This window comes from uncultured Tenacibaculum sp., assembly GCF_947498805.1.
Taxonomy (GTDB): domain Bacteria; phylum Bacteroidota; class Bacteroidia; order Flavobacteriales; family Flavobacteriaceae; genus Polaribacter.
In genome coordinates, this window is the sequence record NZ_CANMLT010000001.1 from 638,836 (window position 1) to 650,551 (window position 11,716).

The 11,716-nt window shown below is 29.3% G+C and carries 10 protein-coding genes and 1 pseudogene; 2 read left to right on the plus strand and 9 right to left on the minus strand.

Annotated elements, in window-relative coordinates:
• Positions 1-6 precede the first annotated feature (6 nt).
• The 9 genes from Q0873_RS03045 to mnmE all read right to left on the minus strand — a co-directional run bounded on the left by Q0873_RS03045 (position 7) and on the right by mnmE (position 8,562).
• The gene (locus Q0873_RS03045) at positions 7-1,215 is read right to left on the minus strand and encodes a hypothetical protein (protein ID WP_299104308.1); all 1,209 of its coding nucleotides are present in this window, start codon (positions 1,213-1,215) and stop codon (positions 7-9) included.
• Between the two features lie 238 nt (positions 1,216-1,453).
• On the minus strand, positions 1,454-2,143 hold the full coding sequence (locus Q0873_RS03050) for a helix-turn-helix domain-containing protein (protein ID WP_299104310.1): 690 nt from the start codon (positions 2,141-2,143) through the stop codon (positions 1,454-1,456).
• 108 nt (positions 2,144-2,251) lie between these two features.
• A complete protein-coding gene (locus Q0873_RS03055) occupies positions 2,252-2,938 on the minus strand; it encodes a hypothetical protein (RefSeq protein ID WP_299104311.1) in 687 nt (228 codons plus the stop codon).
• 2 nt (positions 2,939-2,940) lie between these two features.
• Positions 2,941-3,327 carry a hypothetical protein gene (locus tag Q0873_RS03060; protein ID WP_299104312.1) on the minus strand — a complete coding sequence of 129 codons (387 nt, stop codon included), beginning with the start codon at positions 3,325-3,327 and terminating at the stop codon, positions 2,941-2,943.
• On the minus strand, positions 3,317-3,667 hold the full coding sequence (locus Q0873_RS03065) for a helix-turn-helix domain-containing protein (protein WP_299104313.1): 351 nt from the start codon (positions 3,665-3,667) through the stop codon (positions 3,317-3,319). The genes Q0873_RS03060 and Q0873_RS03065 overlap by 11 nt, the downstream gene beginning before the upstream one ends.
• A gap of 111 nt (positions 3,668-3,778) precedes the next feature.
• A complete protein-coding gene (locus Q0873_RS03070) occupies positions 3,779-5,347 on the minus strand; it encodes a hypothetical protein (protein ID WP_299104314.1) in 1,569 nt (522 codons plus the stop codon).
• 10 nt (positions 5,348-5,357) lie between these two features.
• A complete protein-coding gene (locus Q0873_RS03075; RefSeq protein ID WP_299104315.1) occupies positions 5,358-6,500 on the minus strand; it encodes a site-specific integrase in 1,143 nt (380 codons plus the stop codon).
• A 35-nt stretch (positions 6,501-6,535) separates the two neighbouring features.
• Positions 6,536-6,895, minus strand: coding sequence for a helix-turn-helix domain-containing protein (locus Q0873_RS03080; protein ID WP_299104316.1), 360 nt, complete (start codon positions 6,893-6,895; stop codon positions 6,536-6,538).
• 272 nt (positions 6,896-7,167) lie between these two features.
• Positions 7,168-8,562, minus strand: coding sequence for a tRNA uridine-5-carboxymethylaminomethyl(34) synthesis GTPase MnmE (mnmE, locus tag Q0873_RS03085; RefSeq protein WP_299104317.1), 1,395 nt, complete (start codon positions 8,560-8,562; stop codon positions 7,168-7,170).
• Positions 8,563-9,065: 503 nt separating this feature from the next.
• Between mnmE and Q0873_RS03090 the strand changes: the two genes are divergently transcribed.
• On the plus strand, positions 9,066-9,539 hold the full coding sequence (locus Q0873_RS03090) for a hypothetical protein (RefSeq protein ID WP_299104318.1): 474 nt from the start codon (positions 9,066-9,068) through the stop codon (positions 9,537-9,539).
• Between the two features lie 33 nt (positions 9,540-9,572).
• Positions 9,573-11,716, plus strand: a pseudogene (locus tag Q0873_RS03095) (hypothetical protein); the annotation flags it as partial.

The following is an 11,716-nucleotide window of genomic DNA, read 5'->3' on the forward strand; positions in this document are numbered from 1 at the left end:
TTTTAATTAGTCAAGACAGTTAAGTATTTTTATTATTGAATTATCATTGATATTTACATTATAATCCCTGTAGCCTTTAGAGTAATTGATTCGGATTTTTGATATTGGCGATTTTTTTAATTTTAAAACATCATCCGAATTAAGTGCTAAAGTATTTTCATAGTATGAATATTTATGTCGAAAATTAATTTCAGGATAGGTAGTATTCAATAATTTTAGATTTATTATTTGCCCATTTTTTAGTTTAAAACTTATTGACTTTCCCTTTTTCATTATGCCGTAGTAGGTCAGTGGCTTTGTTGTTTTATGTTTTGAATAAACATCAAACATTAATTTTTTACCTTTTTTAACCCCTTTTATGGCAAAAACAAACATTTCATAATCAACGTAAATGCCTTCATTCCATAATTGGTTTGCTCTTGCCTTTACAGCTTTATTTTCGACCACAATTAATTTCTTCTGGTTTGTGGTTGTGATTTTTTCTCCAGTAAAATCATCAACTTTATTAAAACACAAAACTTTTTCTGCTTTAACTTTTTTCTTCTCTTTATTTATTAATTTTGAACTATCCAAATTTTGTTTTTCTCTTGTGATTTTAAACTTTTCTTGTTCTCTGATTTCATTATTATACCTTTCAGCGTAAAGAAGGTATTTATACCTCCATTTGGAAAAGTTTGGAAATTCTTCTATGCTTGAATAATCGTATGACCATTGTAAAAGATAATTTTCTCCGTCATAATCGACTATTATATCATAAGCTTCATTTCTTTCTTTAGCTTCTTTTGGTAAGTAAAAAGTCTTTTTATTAATTCGTTTATTGGAAAGTAAATCAACTAAATTTAGTAATGTATCTCTTTTTATATCAATAACGTGATCTTTGTTTTTTAAATTACGCAGATATGAATCTCCTTTACCAGATACAAAGATTTTATAAGCAAAGGGCTTCTCTCCGTCCTTTATAGTGTTTATCTTATTTTCTAAATTGAGAATTTCTTTTAAGTAATCTATGTATTTAATTCTGTAATAGATTTTTTCTTCAAGAGTTCCCTCTTTTGAGTCTTTATACTTTTTTAAATACTTATGTCTTTTTTTCTTCGCTTTCTTGATGTGTTTTTCAGTTACAGGAAGTGCATTAGAAATCCAATCAGGAACAGAGTTTTGAGAGAAGATACTATTACTTAATGCAATAATAAAAATGATTAAGATTTTTTTCATCTTTTTTAGATTTTGATTTTACAAGCCCCCATGTAAAGTTTATTAAAACCAAAAGCGTGGGACTATTAGAATGTCAGCAAGAGAGGTACTGGTATACCCACACACAAAACAAACAAAGCCCACGCCAGTCGTGAGCGTTTGAATTATGATCTTGTGTGTTTAAAAATTACCAGTTTTCTCTCGCAAGACTATAATAAACGCTTATTTATATTTTATAGATGTTTCTTGTTATCTTATATTAATTTGTTTTTTCATTAACAAAGATATTATTTTTGATTAATCTTTCTATTTCGATAATGGTTTCTTGAGGTAAATTTTTTAAATCCTCATTAGTTATTTTTAAATTATTAATTTGAATTAAGTTATTTACTGTATTTGGTGGCTTCTCTTTTAATTTATCTGATAACTCGATAAAGCTTTTTAAAGCATTAACATTGCTTTGTGTTGTTCCTATTACATAAAGTTTTGCCATTGCATCTAAAGTCATGTGATCAATTTTTCCCTTTACCAAAGAATTAAAATCATTTTTTAATCCTTTTTTTAAATGTTTGTGAACTGTATTTCTTGAAAGTCCTGAGTCTTCGGCAATCCAGCTCACAGTTGGGAAACAAAAATATTTTGAAGCGAATTTCTGAATACTAATGGTTATTTTTTGATTATTTATTTCATAGACTGTATGTCTCATGAAATCGAGGTCATTATGTTGCTTTAAGTATAAAAGACATTCAATAGTCATATCAATAAATTTATTTTCATTCCCCTCTTTTTTCAAGTAACTTTCATTTATCTTCTTTTCTAAATGAAATTTTAATTTAGAAACCGTTTTTTTATCAGGGTTAGTTTTTAAAAAATCTTTTATTTCTTTCAAAGTATTTAGTTTATCGAATTGTGTTAACTTTTGTAAACCTTTTTTAGTATTATTCTTCATTTTTTACATTTTGAGAAGTATTGTTTTTGATAAACAATACATGTTATATTTCTTTATAATGAATATTTATTTAAGACCTTATTAGAGTATCTTGTTATAGATGTAGATTTATTTAATATCTCTTAAAACTTCTATTAGTATTTTCTTTTTATCTAGTTTGAGTTTTTTCCTCCTATTGCTCATTTTCTTTAATTCTACATTCTCAATAAGTTCTTTTAATGAAAGGTTAAAACTGACATAAAAACCGCGCACACCCATGGAATATTCCTTCAATCCCCAATTGAGTTGAAGTTCGTCTTTGATTTTCGTGATATAGTGCCTTGTGAAATATTTTTTAAGATCTTCTGAAATTAAAGATTCATTAGATACTTTGTTTGCTAAACCAGAAACTCTAGAGTACCAATAAAGATTCGTAATCAAGCAATAATTTTTATTCTGGAGTATGCTTTTAATAGCTAGGAAAGATAAAAGACATACTTTTTCAAATTCCGATTTTGAATTATTATAAAAATCATTAAATATTGATACATTTAACCCTGTTTTAGGATAGTTTTCTCTTATTTGCTCGTATAGTTTCATACCATTAAAAGAATCAGCGTAATCTATTCTGTAATATGATTTAGCAACTCTAATGGCTATATCTTCACATGTCGTGTTTTCAATATTTAATCTTAACATAGTGTCGTAAACAGAATAATCTCTTATATTTTCTAAGCATTCTTCAGTATTATTGATAAATCCCTTCAAAAGATTGATAGGAAAATTGAAATACCTTTCATTATTACCCTTTTCCATAATTAAAAAAGTTTCATTTGGTTAGATTTTCTTAGAGCTTCAAATTCATCTGAATTTGTACTTATTAAATGAGCTGGGTGGTTTGTAAATGGACAAATGATCTCATTAACAGATTGGACTAACAAACCTCTCTTTTCAAATTTTCTTTTATATCTACAACCTGCTTCAATTGGAATTTCCATAGCACTACATAAAGCTTTTTTAGTTGTTGTAACATATTTTAGCGAAATATAGAATAACTGTTCTTCATTGTATTTTGATTTAAGTTTAATAAAGCTTAACCCTGTACCTTTTTCTATTTTACTTTTTAAATAACCTAATATTAAAGCCCTATCTTTGTTTAGTCTTTTACATAAAGAGCTTTGCAGTGGTGTCTTGTTATTTCCCATTGTTTAGCTCTTTATTTTTGTTTAACAAATAAGTACCAGCTTCAGACTGTAATTCTTTTAAAGTTCTTTGCTTTCCAGTTTTAATCCATTCAATAATTTCAGATTTGAAAAAGTACAGACGATTACCTTTTTTATGATAAGGAATTTCATTACGTTGTACATAACCGTATAGAGTAGGTTTGGTTAACCCAGTAATCGGTACAACCTGATCTAGTTGTATTGGCATTTCAATTTTAGATTGAGGTTCTTCCTTTTGAAGTAGTAAGGCTTTTAATTCGTTCTGTCCTTTTTGAAGTTCAGCGACTGCGCTTGGCAGATTTTCAAATTTTAATGTTTCCATTACAATAAATTTTTAATTATTTATTGCATAGGTATTTGTTTGTTAGTGCTTTAGGAAAGGTTAAAGGTTTATAGGGGAAACTTTAGGTTTATTAGGTTTGTTTTAAGGTTTTTATTTCGCAAAATCTGTATAATCATTTTCATTAAAGCCATTGAAAGCATCATTCATAATATTAAAATATTTACGTTTTAACTTCGTGTGATTTCTTTCTTTATTTTTGTTATTAAAATAAAAGTCATAGAAAACCTTTCTAACTCTTTTTTTCAAAAAACCTTTACAATTAAAATCTTGTTTTATAGGGTTTAAATCTATAAAAGTTGATTTGATGAAAGTTAAGAGTTGTTTTTCAGTCAAATAAAACTCATTATTTTTATTAGTCTGAGATGTTAAAACTTTAAAATGACTGTATACATCATTTATACTGATATTTGGTATTAAGTTGTTTTGCTCTTGAAGTATTTTTTGAATTGTTAATGGGTTTTCTTGATTATTTAATTCATTAGGTTCTATAACATTTTCAATAAATTTTTTTAAATTATTAAATCTTTCAATTACAATTTTTAACCTATCTAATTCCTTGAGGTTATGTGGATCAATTTTTTGTAAAAGTTTATATTCTTCTATTTTATAGTTTAAATCATTTTTTAAGAGTGCTAACTTAGTTTTGTTAAACCCTTCAGTAATTGAATAAATTTGGTCGTATAGGTCTAAAGAGTATTCAGGAAAACCATTTTCTCGAATATCATTAAAAAGAGTAGTTGGGCTTGAGTTCTTAACTTCTAAAGTGTCTATTTGATTCTTAGAATAATTACTAATATTTTTAGAGGTCTTATTTTGTTTTAAATCAAATTTTTCAATAAAGTCTATTAATTTTTGACAAAATATAGCAAGTTCATAATTAGTAGTAATAAAATTATATTCTTGATAAGTCCATTTTGCCTTTTCATCTTGAAAATCGATATCAAAGACAATATGCTGAGGGTATAAGTCTTTAACTAATATTATCCCTCTATGTTTTATGAAATATTCTATTCTTTCGTCAAAGTCATTTGGAATGTCCTTTTTATATTTTTTTACTATTGAAGAATCAAGAGTAAGGTTCTCATTGTAATAATTTAAAACGCCATTGGCTTTTTGATGTATTTCAAGAAGTTCATTTTCTAATAAAACAGTATTTGATGTTGTTTCAAATCGTTCAGTGTAATGTTTTATGTATTCTTGAATTAATAGCATTTTAGTATTAGATGTAATATGATACATTCCTGCTAAATACCTACCTTTTGAATGTAATATTGGAGTCTGGGAAACATTTGTTGAAGCTTCCATGAATTGGCATTCAAAAATACATTTTATAATATTTAACTCTCTTGTTATTTGTTCAAAGGGGGGTAAAATTGGCTTAGTAATTTTTGGTTGTTGTAAATGAAAATTGTTTTTAAGAACTTGAATTTTTATATTAAGTGCTTTAAGTTCTCTTTGGGCATTTTGTAGTTCTAAAATAAAAGCAGGTAGTTCTCGTTGTTCAAAAGCTAAGGTATTTGTTTGTCCATTTTCAGCTCTTTGTTTTTGTTTTTCTATTTGTTTCTTTTGACCTTTAATTTTATCTGTTACACTTTTTATTTTAAATTTTAAATCTTCTTTCTCTCTTAATAAAGATGTAAGTTCGTCTATATTATTCATAGCTTCTTTATTATAAATCTAATTTAATTCTTGTAGTAGCTTCACGCTTTGTTTCATCAACTATTTTAGCGTAAATCTGTGTGGTTTTAAGATCTTTATGTCCTAACATTTTTGAAACTGTGTAAATGTCAGTTCCGTTTCTTAACTGTAGGGTAGCGTAAGTATGTCTAAAACAATGAAAAGTAATGTGCTTTGTTATTCCTGCATTCATAACCCATACTAATAATTGATTGTTTTGGTGTGCGGAATAATAAAGTCCTTTAAATACTTTTTCGTTAGGCTCTCCAACACCTCCTAATAACTCGTATGCTTGTTGTGAGATAGGTAAAACCTCGTTGCTTTTCGTTTTCTTTTGTTGAAATTGAATAAAGTAACCTTGGTCTTTAATGTAGATTATCTCACTCCATTTTAATTTTTGAATGTCTGAAAACCTCAAACCAGTTAATGCAGAAAATAAAGAAGCTCTTTTTAATAGTGGGTTTGGACAGTCTGCTTTGACGAGTAGATTAAGTTCTTCAAGAGATAAAAATACTCGCTTTGTATCAGCTTGTTTTATGGGTTCTATTTTAGCATTTAAATCAAAAGGTAGAATATTGTCTTTAAAAGCTTGTTTTAGTGTAGCTTTAAATTTATTAAAATAGCTGTGAGCAGAGTTTTGAGATAATTGTGTTTTACCTCGTCTTTTACTATTTACATTTAGTAAGTACTCTCTGTAATCGTTACAGAATTTTTCATCGAGTTCAGAAAATTTAAGTGATCCGTTTGTAAAATCTTTTAAATAATTAAAAGCGGAAATCCAAACATCATAATTTTTACCTTTTCTTTTATCCATTTGTTGTTCATAATATGAAATAAAAGATAGTTTACCTTTCTCTTTAGCTTTTAATTGTTCTAACTCAAAAGTCGTGTAAACTTCTGGTTTATTAAGCTCATTATCTCTTTTTTGACGTATCTGTTCAGCAAGTAAAAGAGTTTGTTTATTATCTTGCTTTTGAAGAGGAGTAGTAGCTTTGTTGTAAATGTATAAGCCTAAAAACTCTCTACGTGTAGTTTTATCTGTTCCTATAATGGGGATAGGAGGGTAGAAGTCTAAATAAAGGCTTTTACGCCCTTTACTTATAGGCTTTTGCCTTAATGTTACTTTTATAGCCATTGTCTTTTACTTTCGTCTTTTACGTCTAAACTCAATTAAGAGCAGTCGAATAATTTTTCTATTGATGAGCGTTTTACTCGGGTCATTCTTTTGGATAGATTTATAGCTTCTATTTTATTGTTGTTGATAAGGTTGTAAATCATTCGATTAGTACAGTTTAATAGAGTAGCAACCTCATTTACAGTTAGAAACTCTTTGTCTTTTATGTCTAATTTAATAGGGTTTAGAGCTTGTTTTGTTTTTCTATTAATAGAGTTTAGCTTCTTTTTTTGTTTCCTTTTTCTCCAAGCATTTTTACCACAATTATTACTGCAATATTTAGTAACAGTCGTTTTAGCTGTAAACTCAACATTACAATACTGACAAATCTTTTGAACTCTAATATTGCTACTCATTAAAAGTTATGTCGTTAAGTGATGATAAATAGATTTAAGTAGAAATAAGCGAAATGAAGTGCGAATATTATCACATTGAAGTAGATAAATTTGTACCTCAAAAACTCATTTTTGTACCTCGATAGTCTCAAAGGTACAAAAGAGGTACAAATTTGTACCTAATTAAAGAGTAAAACTTATTAACGAATATTAATTAAATAATTATAAACCCTTTATTTTTAGGAGTTTTTTCGTTGTTTTGTGTAGTTTTATTATTTGTTGATTTATTTAGGTTACTTTCCAATACAAAAATTCCCAAAAATATGTCCTAATATATCTTTATCGACGTCATATTCACCAGTAATATTTCCTAAATGGCGTAGACATTCACGAATATCAATAGCAAACAAATCAGAGGAGATATCAAGTTCAATTCCGTTTTTAACAGACTCAATACTTTCCAAAGCTAAAGTCAATGCTTCAAAGTGACGCGAATTGGTAACAATAGTTTCGTTATTGCTTAAAGCACCTGTATTTACTAATGAAGTTAACTCGGCTTTTAATTCATCTACTCCAACTTTTTGTTTAGCAGAAAGTAAAATTACATTTTCTATTTCAGAAGATAACAATGCTGAATCATGACAAGATAAAGTGTCTATTTTATTTGCAATAACTAACAAACGTTTATTTGGAAAACGTTCTTTGATAGTCTCAATTTCTTCTAAGAATAAATCACTAGCTTGTATGTATTTGTTCGAATCAATTAAAAAGATAACCAGCTGTGCATTTTCTGCTTTTTCATAGGTTTTTTTAATACCTATACTTTCTACAACATCTTCAGTTTCTCGAATCCCAGCGGTATCAATAAATCGAAAAGCAACTCCATCAATAATCATTTCATCTTCAATAGCATCTCTAGTTGTTCCAGCAATATCAGAAACAATTGCTTTTTCCTCATTTAAAAGCGTATTTAATAAGGTAGATTTTCCAACGTTAGGTTCCCCAATAATTGCTACAGGAATTCCATTTTTCATGGCATTTCCAAAAGCAAAAGAATCAATCAAACGTTTCAATACAGAAGAGATAGTAGCAACCAGTTGTTTGAACTTTGTTCTATCTGCAAATTCAACATCCTCTCCAGAAAAATCCAATTCTAATTCAATCAAGGCAGCAAAATCTAACAATTGTGCTCTTAATTCTTTTAGTTCATTGGTAATCCCTCCTCGCATTTGTTGAATAGCAACTTGATGAGAAGCAGCAGAATTAGAAGCAATAACATCAGCAACAGCCTCTGCCTGACTTAAATCCATTTTTCCATTTAAAAAAGCACGCATGGTAAACTCACCATTATCAGCCATTCGACATCCGTTTTGTAAAAACAACTGAATTATTTCTTGCTGAATAAAACTAGAACCGTGGCAAGAAATTTCTACCACATTTTCACCTGTATATGAGTGCGGATTTTTAAATATTGATACTAAAACCTGATCTAGAGTAACTCCATTATGCACAATATGACCTAAATGAAGTGTGTGAGATTTCTGAAGAAGTAAAGACTTATCCTTCTTTATAGATTTAAAAAAAGAGTTTACGATTTCAATTGATTTTTCTCCAGAAAGTCTAATAACAGCAATAGCTCCAACTCCTGCAGGAGTGGCTAAAGCAACAATAGTATCGTTTTGTATCATGTTGCAAAATTACCTATTTAATATGTAAAATCATTAAAAACTATCGTTCTAAGTTTCATCTTTTATGAGAAGGGGAAATTCCCCTTTTTAGACATTTGGCTTTTTATAATTGAAAATATGTTTTACATTTGGTATAGCCGAAAGGTTAAAAACGTAAACCCTATAATTCGAAAATAACACATAACTATATTATAACTCCCAAAAGTGTTATAGAATTATTCCCTATTTAAATTGTTAGAAAATGGTTCCCTGCCATTTGTAGAAAGTTAAAGCTTCACTGCTATGAGGCTAGGATTTTCATTCCCTCTAAACAATGACCCCCAAATAAATAATTTTGTCCTCCGCATTTGAAAGTTAAGCTTCTTTTTGAAGTTAGTGGTTTTCAATCCCTGTAAACGTTTAAACCCTATAAACATTTTAGTCCCACCATACTAGTTATAAATATAACCTGTATGAATTGGTAGTAAGATACTACCCTATGTTTAAAATTTAAATAGATAGGTATGGCAAGAACAATTACTCTCATTATTATTTTCTCGTTTTATTTAAATGTCTACACAGGCTTTTCTCAAAGCTCGGTTAAAGTTTCTCTAATAGAGAAAAGTAGTAAACCGAATTATGCAAAAGAACATTTATATAAAATAGAAGTAGAAAATAGAACTGCTAACGCTACTTCATATGAAATAAACGTTGATAACTCTTATTGTAAGAATAAGAATAGGAGCAACGATATCACATATAATTTATACGATACCGATTTAAACTTAATAGATCATAGAATTAGTCTTGCTGCTAAACAGTCAAGACAATTTTATATTAAATTGATTAAATCCAATAGATCAACTTTGAATTCTTGGAACTGTACAAGAATTGAAGTGAATACTGCTAAAACAAGATTACTGTCTAATAAAAGCAACTCTCAAGCTAATTCAGTAACTATAAAATCATTTATACCAGACCCCAATAACGATAATTAAATGAGTGACTGTGCTTAACTAAAATTATTATGTATGAAAAGTTTTATGAAAAATATTTCACTCTTTATTGGGTTGGTGTTTATAATAAATAGTGAAATTGTAACAGCTCAAATTAAAAAAAGTTTCGAACCTAGATTTTCTGAGGCCGTTAAAGGAAATGTAACTTTAATAGCAAATAATGTATTATCTAGACACCCAAGTAATAGTTATACAGGGAATGATGGAAATCACGATTTTAGCGACAATGTTTTTGTTGATATAGATAGTGATGGAACTACGTTTAATTCTAGTAATGCTAACCTTGTAAATCCTGAACCATCTGTAAGTTGTTTAAGTATTAAAAAAGCATATTTATACTGGGCTGCTGCCGATAGAGAAGAAGATGATCCAGATGATGAACCAGATTGGGATTATAATAAAGTAAAATTACAACTTCCAGGAAGTAGTGGCTATACTACTATCACCGCAGACGAGGTGATATATAGAGGTAGAGACGAAGCAAATCATTTTGTTAATGACCCATATATCTGTTTTAAAGACATTACAAATGATGTAAAGGCATTAGCAAGTCCATATGGTACTTATCAAATAGCAAATGTAAGAGCAAAACAGGGATCTTTAACTTCACATGGAGGAGGTAATACAGGTACTTCTGGAGGTTGGCAAATTGTATTTGTTTACGAAAGTCCAACATTACCAGCCAAGAATATCTCATTATTTGATGGTTATGCACATGTAACAAGTAGTGTAAATAACTTTGAAATAGGTTTTAGTGGTTTTCAAACGGTACCTTCAGGAACTGTGAATGCAGATGTTGTAATTGGAGCATTAGAAGGAGATAGAGATTTATCAGGTGATAGATTACAAATTAGAGATGTTAGTAATAACTGGGTAGACTTGTCATATAGTTTACGAAGCGCGAATAACTTTTTCAATAGTTTTATAGGAAAGAATGGAAGTGGTTTTACAGATAGAAACCCTGCAAGTACTAATACTTTAGGGTTCGATGCAGATGTGTTTCCTTTAAGTAATCCAAGTAATAGTATTATTGGTAACAATCAAACGTCAGCTACGATTCGATTAACATCTGATCAAGAAACATATGGGTTGTTTTTAATAGGGTTATCGGTGGATGTATGGAAACCAGATTTAGCACCATTAATTCTTACAAGCGCACCACCTTCAGGATCTTCGGCAAATGCAGGAGATATGGTAGATTTTACTGTATCAGTAGAAAATAATGGAAATGATGATGTTAAAAATTTAAAAATAGAAACGACAATTCCACAAGAAGTTGATTTAGTTGAACCTATAACTGGTTTGCCAACAGGAGTAAGCTATACTTATAATAGTGGAACAAGAGTATTAACATTTAATGCTGTAGATGGAATCACAGATGTAGGAGATTCGGCATATAGTTTAGGCTTTAAAGTAACCATTAAAAACCAATGTTATTTCCTAGAAGGAACATGTTCAGATAAGTTTCAGTTACAATTAGTAGCAACATATATAGGAGAAGAAAATAGTAATGTACAAACGACAGTAAGTTCAAATTCTACAGATTCCTGTGGTATTGGTGATGATTTACCAAGTACAATTAATATTAATCAACCAAGCGAGGCAACTTGGAGTACCGCAGCTGATGCACTAAATAGAACAGTTGCTTGTGATGATACAACAGGTTTACAAGCTGCACAATTACTAGCTCCTGTAGCGAGCTGTAATTTAACAGTAACAAAAACAACAGAAGCTTTTGTTCCTTCTGTAGATTGTCTGACAAATGGAACATATACGAATACTTGGACATTCACAGATGGTTGTGGAAGACAGAGTGGGACGTTTACACAAGTAATAACAGTTCAAGATATAGTCGCTCCATCAGTAACTGGTAGCTTAAACTCAATAGATCAAGAAGGATGTGAGGCAAGTGATGCACCAGCAGCAGTAACTACTGTAGCAGGATTAATTGCTTTAGGAGGAGTAACCGCTATTACGGATGCTTGTGATTCAGACTTAACCGTAACGAGTAGTGATAGCTCAGTAGCAGGAACTTGTCCAACAGTATTTGTAGTAACACGTACTTATACAATCACAGACGATTGTGGAAACAGTACAGATATTCAACAAACTATTAATATCAAAGATGAAACTGCACCATCAGTAACAGGAAGCTTAAA

Coding starts and splice junctions, on each gene's coding strand:
- Q0873_RS03045 (WP_299104308.1), bottom strand. CDS start 1,215: ATGAAAAAAATCTTAATCATTTTTATTATTGCATTAAGTAATAGTATC.
- Q0873_RS03050 (WP_299104310.1), bottom strand. CDS start 2,143: ATGAAGAATAATACTAAAAAAGGTTTACAAAAGTTAACACAATTCGAT.
- Q0873_RS03055 (WP_299104311.1), bottom strand. CDS start 2,938: ATGGAAAAGGGTAATAATGAAAGGTATTTCAATTTTCCTATCAATCTT.
- Q0873_RS03060 (WP_299104312.1), bottom strand. CDS start 3,327: ATGGGAAATAACAAGACACCACTGCAAAGCTCTTTATGTAAAAGACTA.
- Q0873_RS03065 (WP_299104313.1), bottom strand. CDS start 3,667: ATGGAAACATTAAAATTTGAAAATCTGCCAAGCGCAGTCGCTGAACTT.
- Q0873_RS03070 (WP_299104314.1), bottom strand. CDS start 5,347: ATGAATAATATAGACGAACTTACATCTTTATTAAGAGAGAAAGAAGAT.
- Q0873_RS03075 (WP_299104315.1), bottom strand. CDS start 6,500: ATGGCTATAAAAGTAACATTAAGGCAAAAGCCTATAAGTAAAGGGCGT.
- Q0873_RS03080 (WP_299104316.1), bottom strand. CDS start 6,895: ATGAGTAGCAATATTAGAGTTCAAAAGATTTGTCAGTATTGTAATGTT.
- mnmE (WP_299104317.1), bottom strand. CDS start 8,562: ATGATACAAAACGATACTATTGTTGCTTTAGCCACTCCTGCAGGAGTT.
- Q0873_RS03090 (WP_299104318.1), top strand. CDS start 9,066: ATGGCAAGAACAATTACTCTCATTATTATTTTCTCGTTTTATTTAAAT.